A 23,505-nucleotide genomic window follows, 5' to 3' on the forward strand; every position below is an offset into this window, starting at 1 on the left:
GCGACCTCGTTCGTGATGGGAGCAGCCGGCACCATGCCGCCGCTTTCCCTGCTCAGAATATTACACTGGCCGCGCCGTACACACGCGCCTATTGCGCCTTGGCCGACCAGCCGCCGCCCATGGCGCGGTACAGGTCGACCGAAGCGACGAGGATGCGCGTCTTCAGCTGCAGCAGCCCCACGTCGGCACTGTACAGGGTGCGCTGGGCGTCGAGTTCTTCCAGGTAGGAGGCATAGCCGTTGCGGTAGCGGTTGTGCGCGATGCGCAGGGTGTCCGCCGCCGTGGCGCGGCGCGCATCGTTTTCCACGGCTTGCTGCCGCAGCCGGTAGATGGCGCCCAGGCTGTTCTCCGTTTCGGCGAAGGCATTGCGCACCACGTTTTCATACGTGTACACGAGCTGGTCGCGCTGCGCCCCGGCCGCATCCGTCTGCGCCTGCACGCGCCCGCCATCGAACAGGGGGCCGGCCGCCAGCGCCGTCAGCCGCCACAGGGCAGTGGGCGCATGCAGGAAATCGGTCAAAGTCGTTGCTTGCCCGCCGCCCACGGCCGTCAGCTTGAACGAGGGCAGCAGCTGGTCGCGCGTGGCGGCCAGGCTGGCGTTGGCGGCCGCCAGGTTGTGTTCCGCGCGCGCGATGTCGGGCCGCCGGCGCAGCAATTCGGATGGCAAGCCGGCCGGCACGCCAGGCGCCGCCAGCTCGGCCAGCGGCAAGCCGCGCGCGATGGGACCGGGATTGCCGCCGACGAGGATGGCCAGCGCGTTTTCCTGTTCGAAGATCTGCCGCTGCAGCTGCGGCACCTGCTCGGCCGCCGCATGGTATTCCGATTGCGCCTGCAGCCATTCCAGGCGCGAGCTGTAGCCCACTTCGAACTGCTTGCGCGCCAGCTCGCGCGACTGTTCGCGCAGCTGCAGGGTCGATTGCGTCAGCGCCAGCTGCGCGTCGAGTCCCCGCAGATTCAGGTAACTCGTCGCCACGCTGGCGGCGATCGACAGGGCCGCCGCATCGAGGCTGGCCTGTTCGGCGCGGTAGCTCTCGCCCGCCGCATCGCTCAGGCTGGCCAGCCGGCCCCACACATCGATTTCATAACTGGCCTGCAGTTCCGCCTGAAAGACATTCGTCACATACGGCTTGCCGCTGGACGCCAGCGTGCGCGTACGCGTGGGCGAACCGTCGAAGGCCAGGTTGGGCGCGCGGTTGGCGTCGGCTTGCGCCAGGCGCGCGCGGTATTCCTGCACGCGGGCGCGCGCCACGCGCAAGTCGCCATTGCGCGCCAGCGCCTCGCCCACCAGGTCGCTCAAGACCGGGTCGCCGAAGGCTTGCCACCACAGCTGCTCGACATGGGCCTCGGTCGCCGCAGGCGCACCGGCCGCCTGCGCGCGCCAGCCGGACGGCAACTGCAGTGCCGATGCAGGCTGCGGTGGCTCGTTGGCGGCACAACCGGCCAGCGCCAGCGCGCCGGCCATCAGCAGGAAACGGCGCTTCATGGCTTGGCCTTCTTCGGCGGCGGTGGCGGCGCCGGATTGTCCGCCGAGTCGTTCAGCACGGCCGACGTGTCGACGCTGACCACCACCGACATGCCGGGCACGAGCCGGCGCGCATTCGCCTGCCCCGCATCGATGCGGATGCGCACGGGAATGCGCTGGGCGATTTTAAGGTAGTTGCCCGTCGCGTTATCGGCCGGCAGCACGGAGAACTCGGAACCCGTGGCCGGCGAAATGCGCTCCACCTGCCCCGTCAGCACGGCGCCGTCGAGCGCGTCGACGTGGAAGGTGGCGCTCTGCCCTTCCTGCACGCCATTCATCTGCGTTTCCTTGAAATTGGCGATCACCCACATCTGGCGCGGCACCAGCGCCATCAGCTGCGCGCCCGAATTCACGTACGCGCCCTGGCGCACCGTCACCTGGCCCAGCTGTCCATCGGATGGCGCCACGATGCGCGTGTTATCGAGGTCGATCTTCGCCGCCTTGACGGCCGCCTGCGCGTTGGCCACGGCCGCTTCCAGCGCCTGCTTGTTGACCACCACGCTATGCACGCTTTGCTGGGCGATGTCGAGATTGGCGCGGGCCTGCGCCAACGCCGCCGCCATCTGCGCCTGCGTGGCGCGCGACTGGTCGTGTTCGCGCTGCGACAGCGAGCCATCGGCCACCAGCTGCTCCACGCGATTGAGATCGGCGCTGGCCTTGCGCGCCTGCGCTTCCGCGTTGGCCAGGGCCGCTTCGCTGACGGAAATGCCCGCCTGCGCGCTGGCCTTTTGCTGCGCCCAGTTCGACAACGCCGCCTGCTGCGCGGCCAGCTGGGCCTGCGCCTGCTCGTAGCGCTGCTGGTAGATGCGGTCATCGATGCGCACCAGCAGCTGGCCTTCCTTGACATCCATGAAATCCTGCACCGTCACTTCCACCACATAGCCGGACAGCTGCGTGCCGATGATGGTCACCTGCCCGCGCACGGTGGCGTTTTCCGTCGTCACGATGGGACTGGTGAACGGCGGCAGACGCCACGCATACAGCACGATCAGCACGCCCACCAGGGCCACGGCGGCAAAGGCCAGCGCGGACAGCCACTGGTGGCGCCGGTCCGGCTGCGCCGTGGAAGTGGCTGGCGCCGGCGTGGTCGCGGCTGCGGGCGTTGTCGGTGCTGGTGGCGGAGTATTATTTTCTGTCATTGCTCGGTTCCGAATTGGTAATGGGGACGATGGCCATGGCCGTCTGCGCATCGCGCACGGGGCCGACCAGGCGGCGCGCGCCGGTGGTGATGCGGGTCCAGGACTGGCTGACCAGCATCCAGACCAGGGTGGCGATGGCGACGCCGGCGATCATCAAAAAAACGTCGTTATAGGCCAGCACATTGGCTTCGCGCGTGGCGACGGCGCCCAGGCGCGCCACGCCCTGGGCGCTGCGCAAGGCAGGGTCCATCAGTACGCCGCCATAGCTTGCGGCGCCCGACTGCACGCGCGCAGCCACCTGCGGATCGAGCATGGTGAGATGCTCGACCAGGTAGCTGGAATGGTATTTTTCGCGCGCCGTCTGAATGGTGCCGACGATGGCCGCGCCGAGCAGGCCGCCCAGGTTCTGCGTCATGGTAAACATCACGGAAAAACTCACGAGGTTGCGCGGTTCGGCGATCACGGCGCCCATGCCCGCCACCATGGTGGGACCGAGGAAATACGTGCCGCCAAAGGCCAGCAGGAACTGGCTCACATACATGTTGACGGGGCGCGTCTGGCTGGTGGCGTGCGCGTCGATCAGGGCGCCGGCGGCGATCAGCAGCAGCGCGAACATCAGCGAGCGGTTCAGGGTCGCCGGATTGATCGTCAGCGCGCTGACCACCAGGCCCGCCACGCTGCCCAGCAGCACCACGACGAACAGGTTCTGCATCTGGTCCGTGTTCAGGCCCAGCGCCTGCAAAAAGCCGACGGCCCCCGTCGATTCGGACAGCACGATGCGAAACAGCAGCACGGATAAAAACAGCTTGGCGATCTTGCCCGTGGTAAGCCAGCGCGTGTTGAGCAGCGGGCGCGCGCGGTTATGCTCGATGGCCAGCGAGGCGGCGATCAGCACGATGGAGCACGCCAGGCACACGCCCACCCATTCGGACTCCATCCACCACGCCGTGCGCCCCTGCGCCAGCACGGCGCACAGCAGGGCCACGCCGGGCGCGAACAGGATGAAGGTGAGGAAATCGAGCGGCTCGAACGTCTGCACGCGGTCGCCCGGAGGCAGTTTCAGGGCCAGCACGCAACCGAGCGCCAGCAGGGCCAGTCCCAGTTCGAACAGGTACAGGCCGTGCCATTCGCCGATCTGCAGCAGTTCGGAGGTAAAAATGCGCGCCAGCGGCAAGGCCAATTGGGCAAAGCCCAGGCCCAGCACCACGCCCTTCAGGCGGTGCCGCGCGGGAAACGCCTGCAGGGTGTAGTACAGGCCCAGCACCCCCAGCGCGCCGCCCACCATGCCATGCGCGGCGCGCACGGCGATCGCCGACGGCAAGGTATTCGCGTACAAGTGGGCGAACGTCACCAGCGCATACAGCACCAGGAACGCTTCCGTAAACAGGCGCAGGCCGAACTGCTGGCGGAACTTCACCAGCAGCAGATTCATGGAAACGATGGTCATCACGTAGGCGGCCGGCAGCCACTGCATCTGGTAGGCATAAGCGGCCAGCGAACCTTGCAGGTTCAGCAAATTGGCCGTCACCAGGCCGTTACCCAGCCCCCCCGTCAGCGCGACGATCAGGCCGACGATGAAATACGCGACACGCTTGGGCGTCGAATGTTCGGGCATCGATGGCGACCCGGGCAAGGTCGGGCGTTCGCCCGGCCCCCAGGTGCGAGGTGTGTACTTGTCCATGCAGTAATCGCGATCCGGTTTGCTGAAGCCGTTCCTTGCTGCTGTTATGCAGATAGTGGCAAATGAACAGTTCTAGTCAGCAGCATAGCACCGCAGGACGTTTTTATTGTTTACATTGTTGCACGCAATTGCGGGCGTTGATGGAGTCAGGGCGAGCCAGGCCCGCCCTGTCCTCCGTTCAAGCGGGTATCACACCCGCGGCGGGTCCGTCTCGCGCGCAAACGCCCGGTGCGCGGCCAGCGCTTTCTTGAACGCAGCCACGGCTTTCACTACGTCGCCGGATGGCGCGACGATGATGGCGGGATCGGGCTTGCCATCAGGGAGTGTCACCGGCACGCCAGCCTTGTCCAGCAGGTCCTTGCCCGCGCCGATGGCCAGCATCGGCTTGCAGTGGCGGTATTGCAGGCGCAGGAAGTCGAGCGCATTGGCGTCGCTGCCCAGCTGCTGCACGGCGCCCTGGCCGTCCGGCACCACGACGGCGTCGAACAGCACGCCCGGCCCCGCTTCGAGCGAGATTTCCACGGCCAGCGGCACGCCGCCGCTGGTGTCGACTTTGCCAAGGTGGCTGCCCACCAGGCGCGGCGCGGCGCCGTCGGCCAGCAGCGAGGCATAGATATTGCGCACCTGCGCGCCATCGCTGCCCGGCCCCACGAGGATGGCCACGCGCCGGGTATGGATGCCCCTCTTGCCGGGGCGGAAAAAGAGCGACAGGGCTGGCGATGGCGGATACGTCGGCAGCGGCTGCAGCGAGGCGCGCGGCATGACGGGCGGCAGCGCCAGGCCCAGGCCATCGGCCAGGCGCTGCGCCAGGGTCTCGTCGACATTGCGCAGCATGGCGACGATGCGCTGGCGAATGGCCACCGTCTGCACCTTGCTCAGTTCAAAGCGGAACGCATGCACAATGTGCTCTTGTTCGATAGGCGTCTGGCTGATCCAGAACAGGCGCGCCTGGCCATAGTGCTCGGCGAATTTCTCGGGCTTGCCGCGCACCTTGTCGCCTTCGGCGGAGGCGGGGAAACTGTTGAAACCTTTCGCACCCGCCTGGAACGGACAGCCGCCCGCCAGCGAGTTCGGTTCATACGCGACCCGGCCCCGGTTGATGGCCTGGCGGTGCATGCCGTCGCGCTGGTTGTTGTGCACGGGCGCCAGCGGCGCATTGATGGGAATCTCGTGGAAATTCGGGCCGCCCAGGCGCGTCAGCTGGGTATCGACATAGGAATGGATGCGTCCCTGCAGCAGCGGATCGTTGCTGAAATCGATGCCGGGCACGATGTGCGCCGTACAGAACGCCACCTGCTCCGTCTCGGCAAAAAAATTGTCGGGATTGCGGTTCAAGACCATTTTCCCAACAGGGATGAGAGGGACGACTTCTTCGGGAATCAGCTTGGTCGGGTCGAGCACGTCGAAGGGAAACGCTTCCGCCTGCGCTTCCGTGAAGACCTGGAAGGAGAGCTCGTATTCCGGGTATTCTCCGCACTCGATGGCTTCCCACAGGTCGCGCCGGTGGAAATCGGAATCGGCACCGCTGATCTTGACGGCTTCGTCCCACACGAGCGAATGCGTACCGGCCATCGGCGACCAGTGGAATTTGCAGAACACGGACTGACCCTTGGCATTGACGAGGCGGAAGGTATGCACGCCGAAGCCCTGCATCATCCGATAACTGCGCGGGATGGCGCGGTCCGACATGACCCACATCAGCATGTGCGTGATTTCCGGCGACAGCGACGCAAAATCCCAGAAGGTGTCGTGCGCGCTGGCCGCCTGCGGCATGCCATGGTGCGGCTCGGGCTTGACGGCGTGGACCACGTCGGGGAATTTCATCGCATCCTGGATGAAGAAGACGGGGATGTTATTGCCGACCAGATCCCAGTTGCCCTCGTCCGTATAAAACTTCACGGCGAAGCCGCGCACATCGCGCGCCGTGTCGGTCGAACCGCGTTCGCCGGCCACCGTGGAAAAGCGCACGAAGACGGGCGTGCGCTTGCCCGCCTTGGCGAACGGCGCGGCGCGCGTCAGCTTGCTTTGTTCCTTGTAGCATTCGAAATAGCCATGGGCGGCCGAACCGCGCGCATGCACGACGCGCTCTGGGATGCGCTCATGGTCGAAATGCGTGAGCTTTTCACGCAGGATGAAATCTTCCATCAGGGTGGGGCCGCGCAAGCCCGCCTTCAAGGAATTCTGGTTGTCGCCCACGGGCACGCCCTGGTTCGTCGTCAGCACGCAGCCGCTATCGTCGGCACGGACGCCATCGAGCGAGGCGTTGCGCGCATTCTCGCCCAGCGCGGGCTGACCGCCGCCCGTCTTCGGAGACGCTGTCGTTTCGCCCGTGGTGCTGGCCGTGGCCAGCGGCTCGCCCGTTGCCACATGCACGCCTTCGACCGGCGTGCGCGCCGCGTCGCCATACTGGCCATCTTCCTTGGGATTGACGGCCATGGCGGCGGACAACTGCTGACTGGCGGCCGTCTTTTGCAGCAGCGCGCGGGTCACGTCATTGTCCGCGCCCAGGCTGTGCGGCGCATTGCTGTCGGATGGGCCGGACATGCTGCTCAATACGGAACCCGCACCGTCCGTGGACGGCGTTTTCTTGCTGGTAGCCATTACATCTCCTGTGAGTAGTTTGCCCCGGGAAGTAACGCTACAACTCCCTCATTCAGCGCACGAACAGGGCAATCAAAATAATGATGGGAATAGGTATGCCGATCAACCACAACAAAATGGAGCGCATCATCACTCTCCTTTACTGCTTGTTACACTGCTTGTTACTACCTTGTGCGCATGGGCGCCGGCCCACTCGCCATGACGGCGAAGGGAACAGCGCCCACGACAGTACCTTCCAGGAAGGCGCAGAACTTATTTACGCGAACCCAGCAATTTCGACAGGCCATAACCGGCCGCGGCCGCAATCAGCAGGGATACGGCCGGACGTTCACGCACATAACCGCGGCCCGTTTCGCCGGCACGCTGGCAGGCGGCGCCCCATTGCTTGCCGCGCGCCATCAGGCGTTCGGAAGCCTTGTTGACGCTGTCGCTGACCTGGCCGAGGCGTTCACCGACCTGGTCCACGCTGTCATGGGCGCGCGTGGCCACCTTGTCGGCCAGGGGCTGGGCCTGGCCTGCCACCTTGTCGATGGTGCGGTGCAAGTCCTGGCGGGTATCCTGGGCGTTGCCATTCATATCGGAGCTGGTTTTTTCAATCGCGTTCATGATGGTTTCCTTTAACAGTGAATAATTTCAACCATGCTCGATGCCGTGACCGAATCATGATTCTCCTCGCTTCGGGGAAAAAGAAGCGGCTAAACGCTGCCGGGCTGAGCCATATCAAACACGGGATCAGCAGCAAGCTGTTGGCACTACCTTAACTGCGTCCGCCCCACGCCACCGTGCGCTGCCACACGTTGAGGCGCAGACTTAAATGCCTGCCAGAAATAACAATCCCCGCCGGCCTGGTGGGGCGGGCGGGGATCGAGGTGCGTTTGGCAGGCCTGGCCGGCATCAGTCACCCGCACAGCGACGGCATCCAGCGAAGAAAGAAACCACCGCGCGAATGACGGCAGGCAGGTTAACGGTCCAGCAGGCGCCCCCGAAAATCACCGCTAGCAAAATTTTAAAAAATGGCGTTGACATTGATATAAACCCCTGCCAGTCAGGGTTGCAGGTGGGTGGCATCATGTATCAGACGAGGTGGTCGAAGCAAGACGGCTCGAGAAATGACGTGGATCCTGTCGCTAAAATTGAGCTGCTCAATTTGACGAATGACCCGCGTTAAATCCTGTTCGGATGTTCCGCCATCGAATTGAATTTCTATCTCAACGCTTCCATGGCTGGTGCTGGAATTGACTTGCACTACCCGCTCGAGCTTGTAAAAAGACTGTTCAAGCGGAGTCGTGATGAGAGTCATCAACTGCTCGGGCAAACTTTCGCTGATGTTGTACTGAACGGATACGACAGGGGCGTACGGCTGACTTGCGCCAGCGGCTGCTGCGACGGCAAAGAGCGCGGCAGCCATCAAAAAGAAGGATTTCGACGACACGGCACACCTCCCTCTTATCAAGATAAAAACCACACCATCTGCTCCTGGCAACCGGCAACGGTTACTTGCCAGGCAGGCTTTCAGGGAGTTTTTTGGTCGGTTTTCTTCCCTGGCCATATGGCCGCGCATATGCCACAAAACACGCCCACAAAGGCGGCACGGTGCCAGTCGAATGCATGCGTATCGCTCATCAGTCCTGTATAGATAAGACTGCCCGTTGAGGTCCCCAAAGCAGTGATAACAAATATTTTCATGGTTCGCCAACTTCCCTTCATTGAAATAAAGCCCGACGAAATGACAACGGCACCTGAATATTGTATCCAGATAAACGACATCGTGGCATTAAAAATAAGAAATTGTATTTTGACCATGGCACTGCTGCGCATGCCGTTACCTGATTCAAGCACGCAGGCGCAACCTCGCATCGAGTGAATAGCGTCCCGCGCCGCTGATGGCGATCGTGCCGAAGACGATGATCAGCAGCCAGCCGAACTGGCCGTCGGCGATGCTCCAGTCCGGGTGCACGAGCAGCATCGACACGCCCAGCAGGAACAGCAATGGCAAACAGGCCAGGCGCGTCAGCAAGCCGGCGGCGACCAGCAGCGGGCAGAGGATTTCCGCGAACAAGGCGCAATACAGGGTGACGGCGCGGCCCAGGTGCAGCGGGTCGTCGATGTGCGCCAGTTCATCGGAAAAATGCAGCAGCTTGGGCAGACCGTGCACGTGCAGCACCAGCAGCGCGCCCGTCAGGCGCGCAAACAGCATACCCGCATCGGGTAAAAAGGGGCCGGCCAGCGCCGCCATCCAGTTTTTCTTCATGATCGCTCCAGTGGGAAATCCAGTCGGCGCGGCGCGCCGCTGCCAGCCATCATAGGCAGGCGGACACTTGGGCGCGACTGGTCTTTTGGCAGAGGCGCCGGCGCGCGCGAAGGCCTAGACTGGCCGATGCCATCACTGGTCCAGGCCGTAACCGGCCTCCCTCCCCCATCCCCGAAGGAAATGCATCATGTCGAAGAAAATCGAAGCCGAAGAAGTCACTTCCCGCCGCAAGCTGCTCGTCAGCGTCGCCGGCGTGGCCGCCGGTGCGGGCCTGCTGGCCGCCGGTGGCGCCAGCGCCGCCGCCAAGCCTGCCGCTGCCGCCACCGCGCCGGGCAAGCTCACCGTCAACAGCGTCACCGTCAAGGACGGCACCGTCATCCACTTCAAGGACTGGGGCACGGGCACGCCCGTCGTCTTCAGCCACGGCTGGCCATTGCAGGGCGACGCCTGGGAAGACCAGATGATGTTCCTGGCCAGCCACGGCTACCGCGTGATCGCGCATGACCGCCGCGGCCACGGCCTGTCGAGCCAGCCATGGCAGGGCAATGACATGGATACCTACGCCGACGACCTGGCCACCCTGCTCGACGCGCTCGACATCAAGGGCGCGACCCTGGTCGGCCATTCGACGGGTGGTGGCGAAGTGGCCCGCTATATCGGCCGCCATGGCGAAAAACGCGTGGCCAAGGCCGTGCTGGTGGGCGCCGTGCCGCCGCAGATGGTCAAGTCGGACACCAATCCGGGCGGCTTGCCGATGTCGGTGTTTGACGGCATCCGCGCCGGCGTGCTGGCCGACCGTTCGCAATTCTTCAAGGACCTGACCGTGCCCTTCTTCGGCGCCAACCGTCCCGGCAACAAGGTATCGCAAGGCATGCGCGACACCTTCTGGCTGCAGGGCATGCAGTGCGGCATCAAGAACGCCTACGATTGCATCAAGCAATTTTCCGAGACGGACTTCACGGCCGACCTGAAGAAAATCTCCGTGCCGACCCTGGTGGTACACGGCGGCGACGACCAGATCGTGCCGATCGACGCGTCCGGCAAGGCTGCGGCCAAGCTCATCAAGAACGCCAAGCTGGTCATCTATGAAGGTGCGCCGCACGGCTTGCCGGCGACCCACAAGGACCGCCTGAACGAAGATTTGCTGGCCTTTATCAAGTCCTGATCGTTCTTCGCTCCCCGCACCGCCGGCCCGCCCGGCGGTGTTTATCGCCTCCGCCGCATAAAAAAACCGCCCGCCTCCCCCATTCGTATAACTGCCTTGCCTGACGGCGCGTGCATACTTGTTGCAATGCGGCATACGCCGCGACAGCGACAGGAGCACGGCGATGGCCAGCATGCATTATTTCCCTCAGAAGCAAGACGCCGGCCTGGCGCACGCGCAGCACATGGGCGGCATGGACGGCATGGGTGAATTTGCCGCATCGGTCGCGCACGAGGTGCGCCAGCCGCTGGCGGCTATTGCGCTCAATGCCGATGCCGCCTTGCGCTGGCTCGACCACGATCCGCCCCGCCTCGACGAGGCGCGCGCGGCGCTGGCCCTGGTCGCCAGCGCCGGCAGCCATGCCAGCGCCGTGCTGCGCAGCGTGCATGGCCTGGTCTGCAAGACGCCGGGCAGCCACGATCATTTTGTGGCCGACGACGCTGTGCAGGATCTGCTGCCGCTGTTGCGCGCGCCACTGCAACGCCACGCCATCCACCTGGAAACGCAACTGGCACCTGGCCGCCCGCTGCTGCACGCCGACCCGGTGCAATTCCGTCAAGTCCTCCTGAACCTGCTGATGAACGCCATCGAGGCCCTGCAGGGCACCAGCGGCAGGCCGCGCACGGTGCTGCTGTCCTCGCGCCTAGATGGGGGCGTGCAGCATTTCAGCATCGCCGACAATGGCGCCGGCATCGCGCCGCAGGCAGCCGGCCGCCTGTACGACGCCCTGTATTCCAGCAAGCCGGACGGCATGGGCATGGGCCTGGCCATCTGCCGTCGCATCGTCGACGCACATGGCGGCCGCCTGTGGCATGCGCCCGGCGCGCCCCACGGCAGCGTCTTCCATTTCACCCTGCCAGCGTTATGAGGACAACCATGGACATGACCACGCCTCCGGCCGATCCGCCGATTACCCTCTTGATCGCCGACGACCACCCGCTGATCCTGGCCGGCCTGGCCTCGCTGATCGCATCACTGCCTGGACTGCGCCTGCTGGGCCAGGCCGGCACGGGCCTCGCCGCCGTGGAGCTGTACCGGGAGCTGCGGCCCGACGTGGTGCTGATGGATTTGAACATGCCGGAGATGCATGGCATCGAGGCGATCGAGCGCATCTGCGCGGACGACGCGCAAGCGAAGATCGTCATCCTCACCAGCTACCAGGGCGAGGACAGCGTGCACCAGGCCTTGCGCGCCGGCGCGCGCGGCTACCTGCTGAAGGATTCCGGCTTCCTGCAACTGACGCAGTGCATCCGCCAGGTGGCCGCCGGCAGGCATTACCTGCCGCCGGAACTGGCGGCGCAGCAGGCCAGCCGCATTGACGCGAACCGCCTGTCGAAACGCGAGCACGACATTCTGCTGCACCTGTCCGCAGGCAAGAGCAACAAGATGATCGCGCGCAGCGCCGGCATCGAGGTGGGCACCGTCAAATTCCACGTGAATAATATTTTGACCAAGCTCAACGTATCAAGCCGCACCGAGGCGGCCACGGTGGCCGCCCGGCGCGGCTTGCTGGGCGCGTTCTAGCTGCCGGGAACCGGGGTCAGACCCGCCGGGTCTGACCCCAGCATTTACGCTGCATCATCATCCAACTTTGCCGCGGCCTTGGCCAGCGTTGGCTTCGCTTCCACGCCGCTGATCTTCGGCGCGCATTCACTGCGCAGCCACGATACCGTCACAGGCTCACCCGCCATCAGGCGCTTGACGCTGGGGACGATCTGTTCGCCGATCAGCATGCCCAGCAGGCCGATCAGGGCTATCGCGGGCGGCGCCGGCGAGCGCACTTGCAAGACGGCGTAGATGATGCCAACGAGCAAGCCCACGGCCAGCGAAATCACATATAACTTCATGGCGCATTCCTTTCGATGAAAAAAAACGCCGCGCGCGGTCAGGCGCGCGGCGCATGGCATAGCCGCGCGGCGATTACTTGGCCGGCACCGGCGCCAGGGTCGTATGGTCACCATGGATGCGCTGCGGCGCCTTGTGCACCATCGTGTAGGCGTAGTCGACGCCTATGCCGTAGGCGCCCGAGTGTTCGCGCACGATGGCCATGACGGCGTCATAGGTTGCCTTGTGCGCCCAGTCGCGCTGCCATTCCAGCAGCACCTGCTGCCACGTTACCGGCACCACGCCGGCCTGGATCATGCGCTGCATGGCGTAGTCGTGCGCTTCCTTCGACGTGCCGCCCGAGGCATCGGCCACCATGTAGATTTCGTAGTCGCCTTCGAGCATCGCGCACAGGGCGAAGCTGTTGTTGCACACTTCCGTCCACAGGCCCGACACGACGACTTTCTTCTTGCCGTTGGCGGCCAGCGCATCGCGCACCTTCTGGTCATCCCACGAATTCATCGAGCTGCGCTCGAGGATATCCTTGCCGGGGAAAACGTCCAGCAGTTCTGGATAGGTGTGGCCCGAGAAGCTTTCCGTTTCCACCGTGGTGATGATGGTGGGGATGTTGAACACCTTGGCGGCCTTGGCCAGGCCCACGGTATTGTTTTTCAGCGCCTGGCGGTCCATCGACTGCACGCCGAACGCCATTTGCGGCTGCTGGTCGATGAAGATGATCTGGCAATTGTCGGGGGTAAGGACTTCCAGTTTCGGATTGGTCATGATGTCATCCATGAAGGTTGGGGTTGAGTGGGTACTGCCGTGCATCGTATGCCTGGCGCCGCGCCCGCACCACTATCTAAATATAGGCTGGCATGTTGATTGCCTCTGGGAAATAGCTCCTACAGGAGGGCGGGCGCTGCGGTAAAATACCTTTTGCTTACCATGTTCCGACGACTCTTGATCGATAACTCTTCTTTGCCAGACAATATCATGCGCAGCGATACGGCACCGATACGCGTCCTCATCGCCGATGACCACCAGTTGCTGCTCGACGGCATCGCGGCCCTGCTGCGCGCCTTTCCCGGCGTGGTGCTGGTGGGCCAGGCGACCGATGGCCAGCAGGCGGCGCAGCAATTTGACGCGCTGCTGCCCGATGTCACGCTGATGGATTTGCAGATGCCGGTCATGAGCGGACTCGACGCGATCGGCGCCATCCGCACGCGCCATCCGCAGGCGCGCATCATCGTGCTGACCACCTACAAGGGCGACACGCAAGTGCTGCGCGCCATCCGCGCGGGCGCCTGCGGCTATGTGCTGAAAAGCGCGCTGCGCCACGAATTGCTGGCGGCGATACAGAACGTGCACGCGGGGCGGCGCCACATCACGCCCGAGATCGAGGCGGAGCTGGCGCTGTATGCGTGCAGCGACGTGCTGTCGAACCGCGAACTGGACGTGCTCAAGCAGGTCGCGCAAGGCAATTCCAACCGCGAAACGGGCGCCCTGCTGCAGATCAAGGAAGAAACCGTCAAGGCGCACATGAGCACCATCCTGGCCAAGCTGGGCGCCAGGGACCGCACCCACGCCGTCACCATCGCGCTACGGCGCGGCATCCTCGACGCCTGAGCGGCGCCAGCGCTGCCACCAGCGGCGCAGCGGGCCGTGCGCCACCGGCCAGGCGCGGCGCGCCGGCACCCGCAGGTGCCACTGCGTGCCGCCCCCGTCGCGCCCGCCCACCGACAGACGCGCGCCGAGCCTGGCGGCGCGCTCGCGCATGCCGGGCATGCCCCAGTGTCCGGGAATCTGTCCATTGGCCGCCACCACCGGCGGCAAGCCCTGGCCATCATCGCGCACGAGCAGTTCAATGCCGCCGCACGCATAACGCACCGCCACCTCGACCACCTGCGCGCGCGCATGCTGGAAGGCATTGCGCAGCGCTTCGCTGGCGATGCGGTAGATTTCATGCGCGGCGCGCGCATGCAGCATGCGCGGCTCGCCTTCCTCCGCATAGCGGAACACGATGCCGTGCTGCGCCGCCAGCCGTTCGCCTTCGCGCTGCAGGATGGCGCTCCAGCGCGCACCGGCATCGTCGCCGGCGCGCAGGTCGTGCACGTGGTCGCGTCCTTCGCCCAGCATGCGGTCGGCGTCGTCGAGCGCGCGCAGCATGGCGGCGCGCGCGGGATCATCCTCGGCGATGGCCATGCTGGCATTGTGAAAGTGCAGGATCATCGCCTGCGTTCCCTGCAGCAGGGTATCGTGCAGTTCGCGCGCGATGCGTTCGCGCTCGGCCTGCTGCGCCTCCATACGCGTCTGCAGGCGCGCGGCATGCTGGCCCAGCCGCCAGCGGCAAACGCCATACGCGGCCGCCAGCAGCGCCGCCGCGCACAGGCTGCGGAACCACCAGGTCTGGTAGAAGGCGGGCAGCACGCGGAACGGCAATTGCGCCACCGCGCTGGCCACGCCGTCGCCATTGATGGCCATCACCTGGAAGCGGTAGGCACCCGGCCCCAGGCCCGTGTATTGCGCCTGGCGCCGCTCGTCCGCATGCTGCCAGTCCCTGTCATAGCCTTCCAGCCGGTAGCGGAAGCGCAGGCGCGACGGCGCGCCCAGGCTGCTGGCGTTGTAGGCGAACTGCACGTCGCGCGTGCCGGCCGGCAGGCGCTCATAATCGGCGGCAGCGATGTTCTCGCCATCGACCATCAATGCGCCGATCTCGGCCTGCGGCGCCGGCAGCGGCGGCGCCGGCTGGCGCGGGTCGATCCAGAAGGTCGCGCTCTGGCGCGAAAACCAGATCCTGCCATCATCCGCTTCGGCAATCGAGTCGTTATGCAGCAAACTCATTTTGCCGTTCAAGCCATCGGCGCCATCGTACAACTGCGCCTGCATGGGATGCGATGGATCGCGCAGGGCCTGGGCTACTTCGGCGGCGGCCACGCGCACGGCGCCATTGCCCGTATTGAGCCACAGGCTGCCGTCGCGCGCGCGCAGCATGCCGACCACGCCGTCGAAAACGCCGGGCACCGCGGCACGCAGCGGCACGAAGCGCCCATCGTGCCACAGCGCCAGGCCATTCTGGCCGCCCGCCAGCAGCTGGCCGCCCGTCTCGATCAGCGCGGGCACCTTGCCCAGGTCCAGGCCCTGTGCGGGACCATAGCTGGCCAGGCGCCCGCCGTCCAGCACCACCACGCTGCCGTCCGGATAGGACAGCCACAGGCGGCCGGCCGCATCGGCCAGCAGCGCCAGCGGCACCTTGCGCCCGCCCTCGGGCAAGGCCGGTTCGCGCCGCCATGCGCCGTCGGCGTACTGGAACACGCCGGCGCCGCTGAAAATCGCCCACAGGCTGCCGTCGGGCGCGTTCACGGCCATGCGCACCCGCCTCAACGCGGCCGCTTCCGGCGGATAGGCAATCGTCTCGAGCACGCGGCCATCGTCGCCATCGAGCCGCAGCAAGCCAGCGCGGGTGCCGACGCGGATACCACCCGGCGCCGCCATGATGGCCGTGACGGGCCCCAGCGCAGGGGCGCGCAAGACCTTGCCGTCGGGCGCCGCCAGCATCAGCGGCGTATCGCCCTCCTTCGACAGCCACATGCGCCCTCCCGTGCCGGGCGACAGCTGCTGCGCGCGGAAGGCTTCGGGCGCCTCGGGTCCCGCGCGCGCGCTGAGGATCACGGGCGCGGCCTGGCGAAAGCGGTCCAGGCCCGCATACGTGGCAACCCAGGCATTGCCTTCGTTGTCGTCGCACAGGGAACCGATCAGCACATTGCTCAAGCCGTCGCGGGGCAGGAACGATTCCGTGTCGCTGCTGATGCCCAGCTGCTGCGGCTCCAGCGCGCCGGCGCTGCGCGTGCGGTGCAGGCCGAACTGGCTGTCGAACCACAAGGTGCCCTGGCGGTCGACCAGCATGCTGCCGCTGGTGCCGCTCGTATCGCGGTAGATCCAGCGATGGTCGAGCTGGTCGTAGCGCTCGAGCGAGTCGATGATGCGGATGCCGCGCAGCTCCAGCAGATACAGGCGGCCGTCCGGTCCCTGCTGCGGCGGCGCGCGCAAGTCGAGGCGGCCCACGGGCGGCGCGAAGCGCGCCTGGCCCGGCTGCCAGATAAACAGGCCCCGTTCGCTGAACACGCCCAGCCTGCCATCGCGGTCCGCGAACACGGCCGAGGCCTTTTGCGCCGTGTAGCCCTGCGCCGGCCCCATCGCCTGCCAGCGCCGGCCGTCGAAGCGCGACACCCCGGCCACGCCGGCGGCCCACACGGCGCCTGTGGCGTCGATGGCAAAACCCCAGATGGAACCGGGCCGCACGCCCTGCGCCTCGCCGTAATTGCGCACCACGCCATCCCTGACATGGCTGATGCCGCCCACTTGCCAGCCCACCCACATGCCGCCGTCGGCCGCGCGCTTGAGGGCCAGGGTCACCGTATCGGGAAACGCGCCCTGGCGCGCGCGCAAGGGCGCGAAACGCAGGCCGTCAAAACGCACGAGGCCCGAATGGGTGCCCAGCCACAGGAAGCCGTCGCCCCCTTGGGCGATGACGCTGATATCGTCCGGTGCGCCATCCCTGGACGTCCAGCTGGTGTGCTGCAGCTGGTGGATGCCGCGCGCCGCGTCGATGGCCAGCCCGGGAGGGCTGAACAGCAGCAGCAAGGGCAGCCAGCACAGCGCGGCCAGGACGGGCAGGCGCACGGCCGGTCAGGCGGCAGGCACGGCCGCGTGGCCGCTGCGGTGCTGCACGATGATCAGGCCGGCGAGCAGCAGCAGGGGCACGGCCAGCGCTACGAAGCCGAAAGCCAGGTAGGCAAAGGCGGCGGCGATGGCGCCCAGGGCGAAGGCTGCCAGCGGCCAGAAGAACTTGCCGCAGCGCGCATGGGTGGCGGCATCGGCCGCGCCGCGCAGCACGTCGACGGTGTCGATGACGATCTGCGTCACGTTCCCCGTCATCATGGAGGTGGGCGCCAGGTGCGCCAGCAGCAGCCGGCTGGTGGCGCTGTGCACGCCCATGGCGGCCGTGCCCAGCAAACCCGCCGCCATGGCCATGGAACTGACGTCCTTGCCGATCGGTTCGGCCAGGATGCCAAACACCATGAAGCCGGCCAGCAAGGCCCACTGCAGCAGCATGGCCAGGGTCAGCGACGGGCCGGCGCGGCGCTCGACGGCCAGCACCATCAGGCGCGTGACGGCGACGCCGGCGATAAAGGCGGGAAAAGCGAGAAACTTCAGCAGGATGGACACGCGCGATGCATCCGCCAGGGCGGCGCCGATCAGCACGAAGTTGCCCGTGACATGGGCCGTAAACAGGCCAAACAGGGCAATAAAACCCAGGGTATCGACATACCCGGCTAAAAATCCCAGGCTGGTGCCGAACAAGCGGCTGTGTGGTGGCTGATCCATCGAATGACTCCTGATACCGTGCAATGCACTAAAAAACAAAAAACGCGCCAGGGAAGCGCCCCGGCGCCACTGCCTGCATGGTAAGCCATGCGGCCGGCCTGCGCCCCCGTCCTTCGGCCAGTGCGCCACGCTTCACCTGATCTTTTGGCCCGTGTTCAAGCCTGGAACGTCCGCTACACTGGCCGACGTGACTTTCGCGCCGCGCACGCCGGCCCTCCCCGCACCGCAACCATGGAGCTGCACCATGCCAGAACATACCCTCCCCGCCGCCGCACCCTTGATACTGCTCAATGGCTGCTTCCATACCGTCGACAAAAGCTGCCCGCAAGCGAGCGCGGTGGCCATCGCCGACGGCAAATTCCTCGCCGTGGGCGACGCAGACGACGTCATGCGCCACCGCACGCCCGACAGCCGTGTGATCGATCTGGGTGGCCGCACCGTGATTCCCGGCCTGAACGACTCGCACCTGCACCTGATCCGCGGCGGCTTGAACTACAACCTGGAATTGCGCTGGGAAGGCGTGCCGTCGCTGGCCGACGCCCTGCGCATGCTGAAGGAACAGGCGCTGCGCACGCCAAACCCACAATGGGTGCGCGTGGTCGGCGGCTGGAACGAATTCCAGTTCGCGGAAAAGCGCATGCCGACTCTGGACGAGATCAACGCGGCCGCACCGGACACGCCCGTCTTCATCCTGCACCTGTACGACCGCGCCCTGCTGAACCGCGCCGCCCTGCGCGTGGTCGGCTACGATAAAAATACGCCGAACCCGCCCGGCGGCGAAATCGTGCGCGACGCTGCCGGCAATCCCACGGGCATGCTGATCGCGCGTCCGAACGCCATGATTTTATATGCGACCCTGGCCAAGGGTCCAACCCTGCCGCGCGAATTGCAAGTCAATTCCACGCGCCAGTTCATGCGCGAACTCAATCGCCTGGGCCTGACCAGCGCCATCGACGCGGGCGGCGGCTTCCAGAATTATCCGGAAGACTACGCGGTGGTCGAGGAACTGGCGCAAAAAGAGCAACTGACCATCCGCATCGCCTACAACCTGTTCACGCAAAACAAGGGCGCGGAACTGCAGGACTTCCAGAAGTGGACGGAGATGGTCACGCCGGGCCAGGGCGACGATTACTACCGTCATAACGGCGCCGGCGAAATGCTCGTGTTTTCCGCCGCCGACTTCGAGGATTTCCTCGAGCCGCGCCCGGACCTGGCCCCCGGCATGGACGACGAACTGGAAAAGGTCGTGCGCCACCTGGTGTCGAAACGCTGGCCCTTCCGCCTGCACGCCACCTACGACGAATCAATCGAGCGCATGCTGACGGTGTTTGAAAAGGTCAACCGCGATATCCCGTTCGACGGCCTGCACTGGATGTTCGACCACTGCGAAACCATCACGCCGAAAAACATCGACCGGGTCAAGGCGCTGGGCGGCGGCATCGCCATTCAGCACCGCATGGCCTTCCAGGGCGAATACTTTGTCGACCGCTACGGCGCGGAAGCGGCCAAGGCCACGCCGCCCATCGCGCGCATGCTTGCCTCTGGCGTGCCCGTGGGCGGCGGCACGGACGCCACCCGGGTCGCCAGCTACAACCCGTGGACGGCGCTGTACTGGCTGGTGTCCGGCCGCACGGTGGGCGGCTTGCGCCTGTACGACGCGGGCAGCCGTTTGTCGCGCGACACGGCGCTGGAACTCTGGACGGCGGGCAGCGCCTGGTTCTCCAGCGAGCAAGGCAAGAAGGGCCGCATCCAGGAAGGCATGCTGGCCGACCTGGCCGTGCTGAGCGCGGATTTCTTCAGCATCGATGAAGAGGCGATCAAGTCGATCGAGTCGGTGCTTACCATCGTCGGCGGCAAGATCGTCTACGGCCAGGCGGAATTTACCAAGCTGGCGCCGCCTGCCATTCCCGTGCTGCCCGATTGGTCGCCCGTGAAAAACGTGGCCAGCCACTACCGCGCCGCGCCGCCGCAAAAAACCAGCGTCATGCAGCAGCACCAGTGCCAGGGCGCCTGTGGCGTGCATGCCCACGCCCACGACGTGGCGCGCAAGAGTTCCGTACCCGTGTCCAGCCATTCCGGCTTCTGGGGTGCGCTGGGGTGCAGCTGCTTTGCGTTCTGAGGTGCGTATGGCGCGCGTGTTTTCATGCGCCGCCGGTGCCCTGGCACTGGCGGCAGCCCTGCCCGCCACGGCACAGGAAAATGTGCAGCTGTACGGCCGCCTGAACGTGGCGCTCGAAGCGCTGCGCTCGTCCGGCAGCGGCGACAGCGTGCAGCGCCTGTCCAACAACCGCTCGGTACTCGGTGTTCGCGGCAGCGAAGACCTGGGCGGCGGCTGGCAGGCGCTGTTCCAGGTCGAGGGCACCTTGTCGCCTGACACAGGCGCGGGCTCCCTCGCCGCGCGCGACACGCGCGTCGGCATTGCCGGGCCGTGGGGCACACTGTTTGCCGGCAACTGGACCCTGCCCTACAACAGCGCCACCTCCGCGCTCGACCCGTTCTATCCCACCACGGCCGGCTACATGAGCCTGATGGGCAACGGCGCGGGCGCGACCGAAAACAATACCAGCAACACGTATTCGTTCGACCGGCGCCAGCAGAACAGCGTGCATTACTGGACGCCGCAGTGGCAGGGCTGGTCGCTGCGCGTGGCGCGCGGCATGGCGGAAGAACGGCCGGCCAACGGTGCGCATCCGGCACTGACGTCGGCCGCCCTGCTCTACGACGGCGGCTCCCTGTACGCCACCGTGGCGCTGGAAGAGCACCGCGACTACCAGGGACGAGGCTTGAGCGACCGTGGCAGCAAGCTGGCCATCGCGTGGCGGATCGACAGCGCCACGCAGCTGGCGTTAGCCTTGGAAAGCCTGCGCTATGCCACGGCGACGGGAGAGCTGCGCCGGCGCACGGTGTATGCCTCCGCCACGCGCCAGTTCGGCCGCCACGGCCTGCGTGTCGGTCTGGCCCACGCGCAAAGCGCCACCGGCAGCGCGCTGGAAACCATCGGCACCGTGCGCGCGGGAGACGGCACGGGCGCCACCCACGCCACCATCGGCTACGACTACCAGCTGTCGAAACGCAGCAGCCTGTATGCCTACTACACGCGCCTGGCCAACGGCCGCAACGGCATCGCCGGCTTTGCCATCAACAGCTTGGGACGCGATGGGGAAACGACGGGCGCCACCTTGTCGGGCGTGGCGCTGGGCATCAAGCACAACTTCTGAGGCACGGTTTTCATGGACAGCCCTGCGCGCGGCGCGTACAGTCTTCGTTCCGCAACCAGGGCAGGCATCTGCGAACAGACACCATGAAGCGAGCATCAGCGCCGGCGCCTGGCGACTGGGTCAAGTGCGCCGAACCGGTACAGGGAATCGAACGCATCGAGGCGTGGTTCCAGGGCAAGGCCTATGCCATGCACCGCCACGACACCTACGCCATCGGCCGCACGCTGGCGGGCGTGCAGCGTTTCAGCTACCGCCGCGGCCAGCGCGACAGCCTGCCCGGCAATACCATGATCCTGCATCCCGACGAGGCGCACGATGGCCAGGCGGGTACCGACGCCGGCTTCCGTTACCGCATGCTGTATATCGAACCGGCGCTGTTCCAGGACGTGCTGGGCGGCCGCGCGCTGCCCTTCATCGAAGGCGGTGTGTCGACCGATCCCCGCCTGGCGGCGGCCACCTGCGCCTTGCTGCCGCACGACGGCCACCCGCTCGAAGCGCTGGAGCAGAGCGAGGCGCTGGCCGAACTGGCGCATGCGCTGGCGGAGGCGGCCGGCACGCCGGCGCAGCGTCCAAAAGGCGACTTCCTGGCGGCACGGCGCGCGCGCGACTACTTGCAGGCGCACTGCACGCGCGCCGTCACCCTGGAGGAACTCGAAGCGGCGACGGGGCGCGACCGCTGGAGCCTGTCGCATGACTTTCGCGTTTTCTATGGCACCAGCCCATACCGCTATCTGACGATGCGGCGCCTGGAGATGGTGCGGCGCCTGCTACTGGCAGGCAGGACGCTCGCCTCGGCCGCCATGGCGGCAGGCTTTGCCGACCAGAGCCACATGACGCGGCATTTCCTGAAAACCCATGGAATCACGCCCGGCCGCTGGCTGCGTTACGCTGGCGGCGCCAGCACACGCTGAAAACACCCACGATCGTTCAATACGGCCGGCAAGCACCTGCGTATTCTGGCTGCATCGCCACTTGAACGGAGCACAGCATGCAAGACACTACCACTACCACCACCACGCGCGGCCAGGGCCAATCCATCGACCTGGCAGGCAAGATCGACCTGATCGACGGGCACTGGCAACCGCGCGTCATCGCCGAAATGAACGACTACCAATTCAAGGTCGTCAAGGTACTGGGCGAATTCCAGTGGCACCGGCACGCCGACACGGATGAAACCTTCATCGTGCTGGACGGCGAATTGCGCATCGCCGTGCGCGGCCCTGGCTATGCGGAAGGACACGCCATCGTGCTGACTGCCGGCCAGATGGCCGTGGTGCCCAAGGGTGTCGAACACAAGCCGTGCGCCCTTGCCGAAACGAGGCTGCTGCTGATCGAACCGCGCGGCGTGGTCAACACGGGCGACGGCGGCGCGGGGGAGCGCACGGTGGAGAACGACCAGTGGATCTGAAACAGGAAAGCGACAAATAACAAAAAACCCGCTGACTTTTGCAAGTAAGCGGGTTTTCTGATGAAACTTGGTGCCGTTGGCCGGAATCGAACTGGCGACCTTCACATTACGAATGTGCTGCTCTACCAACTGAGCTACAACGGCGAAGACCCACATTCTACAAACAATGCACAAAATTTGCTAGTGTCAACGCGAACTTTTTTGCATTTTTTTAGCGGCCTGGCTGCGGGCCGCTAAAAATCGTGGAAAAGTGCGGTTTTTTTACTCAGCGTGGTAGGCCGTCACGCGGGCCACTTCGTCTTTCGAACCGAGGAAGACGGGCACGCGCTGGTGCAGCTTGTGCGGGGCGATGTCCATGATGCGCTGCTGGCCGTCGGTGGCCGCGCCGCCGGCTTGCTCGACGATGAAGGCCATCGGGTTCGCTTCGTACATCAGGCGCAGCTTGCCCGGCATCGACGTGTCGCGCAGGTCGGCCGGGTACATGAAGATGCCGCCGCGGTTCAGGATGCGGTGCACGTCAGCCACCATCGAGGCGATCCAGCGCATGTTGAAATTGGTGCCGCGCGGGCCAGTGTCGCCGGCCAGCAGTTCGTCGACATAGCGTTTCACGGGCGGATGCCAGTGGCGCGCGTTCGACATGTTGATGGCGAATTCCTTCGTCGTCGGCGGAATCTGCATATTGCTTTGCGTGAGGACCCACGAACCCATTTCGCGGTCCAGGGTGAAGCAGTTCACGCCATTGCCGAAGGTCAGCACCAGCATGGTTTGCGGGCCGTACACGGCGTAGCCGGCCGCCACTTGCTTGCTGCCTGCCTGCATGAAGTCCTGCTCGGTCGGCTGACCCATGCCGTCCGGCGCTTTCAGCACGGAGAAGATGGTGCCGATCGAGACGTTGACGTCGATGTTCGACGAACCATCGAGTGGATCGAACAGCAGCATGTATTCGCCCTTCGGATAGCGGTTCGGGATCGGGTGGATCGATTCCATTTCTTCCGACGCCATGGCCGCCAGGTGGCCGCCCCATTCGTTTGCTTCGAGCAGGATCTCGTTGGAGATGATGTCGAGTTTTTTCTGTACTTCGCCCTGCACGTTTTCCGTGTCGGCAGTGCCCAGCACTTCGCCCAGCGCACCCTTGCCGACGGCGTGGCTGATGGTCTTGCAGGCGCGCGCGACGACTTCGATCAGCAGGCGCAGTTCGGCCGGAATGCTGTTGTTCGAGCGCTGCTCTTCAACCAGGTATTGCGTAAGACTGATGCGTTTCATGAAACCCCT

Annotated in this window: 21 protein-coding genes and 1 tRNA gene; 8 read left to right on the top strand and 14 right to left on the bottom strand. The window is 65.5% G+C overall.

Features of this window, described 5'->3' with window-relative positions:
- Nucleotides 1-88 precede the first annotated feature (88 nt).
- From V3C40_RS06735 to V3C40_RS06770, 8 genes are all read right to left on the bottom strand, one after another.
- Entirely contained in the window at nucleotides 89-1,483 is a 1,395-nt protein-coding gene (locus tag V3C40_RS06735) for an efflux transporter outer membrane subunit (protein ID WP_331776959.1), read from the bottom strand.
- A complete protein-coding gene (locus V3C40_RS06740) occupies nucleotides 1,480-2,661 on the bottom strand; it encodes an HlyD family secretion protein (protein ID WP_331776960.1) in 1,182 nt (393 codons plus the stop codon). The genes V3C40_RS06735 and V3C40_RS06740 overlap by 4 nt, the downstream gene beginning before the upstream one ends.
- Nucleotides 2,648-4,342, bottom strand: coding sequence for an MFS transporter (locus V3C40_RS06745; protein WP_331776961.1), 1,695 nt, complete (start codon nucleotides 4,340-4,342; stop codon nucleotides 2,648-2,650). The genes V3C40_RS06740 and V3C40_RS06745 overlap by 14 nt, the downstream gene beginning before the upstream one ends.
- 189 nt (nucleotides 4,343-4,531) lie before the next feature.
- Entirely contained in the window at nucleotides 4,532-6,943 is a 2,412-nt protein-coding gene (locus V3C40_RS06750; RefSeq protein WP_331776962.1) for a catalase, read from the bottom strand.
- Between the two features lie 252 nt (nucleotides 6,944-7,195).
- Complete coding sequence (locus V3C40_RS06755; RefSeq protein WP_331776963.1) at nucleotides 7,196-7,549, bottom strand: DUF883 family protein; 354 nt, start codon at nucleotides 7,547-7,549, stop codon at nucleotides 7,196-7,198.
- A gap of 439 nt (nucleotides 7,550-7,988) precedes the next feature.
- Nucleotides 7,989-8,375, bottom strand: a complete 387-nt coding sequence (locus V3C40_RS06760; RefSeq protein WP_331776964.1) for an efflux RND transporter permease subunit — start codon at nucleotides 8,373-8,375, stop codon at nucleotides 7,989-7,991.
- An 80-nt stretch (nucleotides 8,376-8,455) separates the two neighbouring features.
- On the bottom strand, nucleotides 8,456-8,761 hold the full coding sequence (locus V3C40_RS06765) for a hypothetical protein (protein WP_331776965.1): 306 nt from the start codon (nucleotides 8,759-8,761) through the stop codon (nucleotides 8,456-8,458).
- Between the two features lie 13 nt (nucleotides 8,762-8,774).
- Complete coding sequence (locus V3C40_RS06770; RefSeq protein WP_331776966.1) at nucleotides 8,775-9,194, bottom strand: DoxX family protein; 420 nt, start codon at nucleotides 9,192-9,194, stop codon at nucleotides 8,775-8,777.
- 187 nt (nucleotides 9,195-9,381) lie between these two features.
- On the opposite strand from V3C40_RS06770, the gene V3C40_RS06775 reads away from it, so the two are divergent.
- From V3C40_RS06775 to V3C40_RS06785, 3 genes are all read left to right on the top strand, one after another.
- Complete coding sequence (locus V3C40_RS06775) at nucleotides 9,382-10,359, top strand: alpha/beta fold hydrolase (protein WP_219327790.1); 978 nt, start codon at nucleotides 9,382-9,384, stop codon at nucleotides 10,357-10,359.
- Nucleotides 10,360-10,522: 163 nt separating this feature from the next.
- Nucleotides 10,523-11,266 (top strand): sensor histidine kinase, encoded by a 744-nt coding sequence (locus V3C40_RS06780; protein WP_331776967.1) that lies wholly within the window; start codon nucleotides 10,523-10,525, stop codon nucleotides 11,264-11,266.
- A 14-nt stretch (nucleotides 11,267-11,280) separates the two neighbouring features.
- On the top strand, nucleotides 11,281-11,922 hold the full coding sequence (locus V3C40_RS06785; protein WP_331776968.1) for a response regulator transcription factor: 642 nt from the start codon (nucleotides 11,281-11,283) through the stop codon (nucleotides 11,920-11,922).
- A gap of 44 nt (nucleotides 11,923-11,966) precedes the next feature.
- Here the strand turns inward: V3C40_RS06785 and V3C40_RS06790 are convergent, their stop codons facing one another.
- Nucleotides 11,967-12,245 (bottom strand): XapX domain-containing protein, encoded by a 279-nt coding sequence (locus V3C40_RS06790; RefSeq protein WP_331776969.1) that lies wholly within the window; start codon nucleotides 12,243-12,245, stop codon nucleotides 11,967-11,969.
- A 73-nt stretch (nucleotides 12,246-12,318) separates the two neighbouring features.
- Nucleotides 12,319-13,005, bottom strand: coding sequence for a hydrolase (locus V3C40_RS06795; RefSeq protein ID WP_331776970.1), 687 nt, complete (start codon nucleotides 13,003-13,005; stop codon nucleotides 12,319-12,321).
- 210 nt (nucleotides 13,006-13,215) lie between these two features.
- On the opposite strand from V3C40_RS06795, the gene V3C40_RS06800 reads away from it, so the two are divergent.
- Complete coding sequence (locus V3C40_RS06800) at nucleotides 13,216-13,848, top strand: response regulator (protein WP_070301487.1); 633 nt, start codon at nucleotides 13,216-13,218, stop codon at nucleotides 13,846-13,848.
- Here V3C40_RS06800 and V3C40_RS06805 read toward each other — a convergent pair.
- Both V3C40_RS06805 and V3C40_RS06810 read right to left on the bottom strand, forming a co-directional pair.
- Nucleotides 13,822-16,902, bottom strand: coding sequence for a sensor histidine kinase (locus V3C40_RS06805; protein ID WP_331776971.1), 3,081 nt, complete (start codon nucleotides 16,900-16,902; stop codon nucleotides 13,822-13,824). The two genes, V3C40_RS06800 and V3C40_RS06805, sit on opposite strands and share 27 nt — an antisense overlap.
- A gap of 6 nt (nucleotides 16,903-16,908) precedes the next feature.
- Nucleotides 16,909-17,607 carry a YoaK family protein gene (locus V3C40_RS06810; RefSeq protein ID WP_331776972.1) on the bottom strand — a complete coding sequence of 233 codons (699 nt, stop codon included), beginning with the start codon at nucleotides 17,605-17,607 and terminating at the stop codon, nucleotides 16,909-16,911.
- Nucleotides 17,608-17,851: 244 nt separating this feature from the next.
- On the opposite strand from V3C40_RS06810, the gene V3C40_RS06815 reads away from it, so the two are divergent.
- The 4 genes from V3C40_RS06815 to V3C40_RS06830 all read left to right on the top strand — a co-directional run bounded on the left by V3C40_RS06815 (nucleotide 17,852) and on the right by V3C40_RS06830 (nucleotide 22,233).
- The gene (locus tag V3C40_RS06815; protein ID WP_331776973.1) at nucleotides 17,852-19,726 is read left to right on the top strand and encodes an amidohydrolase; all 1,875 of its coding nucleotides are present in this window, start codon (nucleotides 17,852-17,854) and stop codon (nucleotides 19,724-19,726) included.
- Between the two features lie 7 nt (nucleotides 19,727-19,733).
- Complete coding sequence (locus V3C40_RS06820; RefSeq protein ID WP_331776974.1) at nucleotides 19,734-20,825, top strand: porin; 1,092 nt, start codon at nucleotides 19,734-19,736, stop codon at nucleotides 20,823-20,825.
- An 83-nt stretch (nucleotides 20,826-20,908) separates the two neighbouring features.
- The gene (locus V3C40_RS06825) at nucleotides 20,909-21,736 is read left to right on the top strand and encodes an AraC family transcriptional regulator (RefSeq protein ID WP_331776975.1); all 828 of its coding nucleotides are present in this window, start codon (nucleotides 20,909-20,911) and stop codon (nucleotides 21,734-21,736) included.
- A 77-nt stretch (nucleotides 21,737-21,813) separates the two neighbouring features.
- A complete protein-coding gene (locus tag V3C40_RS06830) occupies nucleotides 21,814-22,233 on the top strand; it encodes a cupin domain-containing protein (protein WP_331776976.1) in 420 nt (139 codons plus the stop codon).
- A 68-nt stretch (nucleotides 22,234-22,301) separates the two neighbouring features.
- Here the strand turns inward: V3C40_RS06830 and V3C40_RS06835 are convergent.
- A tRNA-Thr gene (locus tag V3C40_RS06835) sits at nucleotides 22,302-22,377 on the bottom strand.
- 117 nt (nucleotides 22,378-22,494) lie between these two features.
- Nucleotides 22,495-23,496, bottom strand: a complete 1,002-nt coding sequence (locus V3C40_RS06840) for a class 1 fructose-bisphosphatase (RefSeq protein ID WP_034747152.1) — start codon at nucleotides 23,494-23,496, stop codon at nucleotides 22,495-22,497.
- Between the last annotated feature and the right edge of the window lie 9 nt (nucleotides 23,497-23,505).

The organism is Janthinobacterium sp. LS2A, assembly GCF_036543145.1.
Classification (GTDB): domain Bacteria; phylum Pseudomonadota; class Gammaproteobacteria; order Burkholderiales; family Burkholderiaceae_D; genus Janthinobacterium; species Janthinobacterium aestuarii.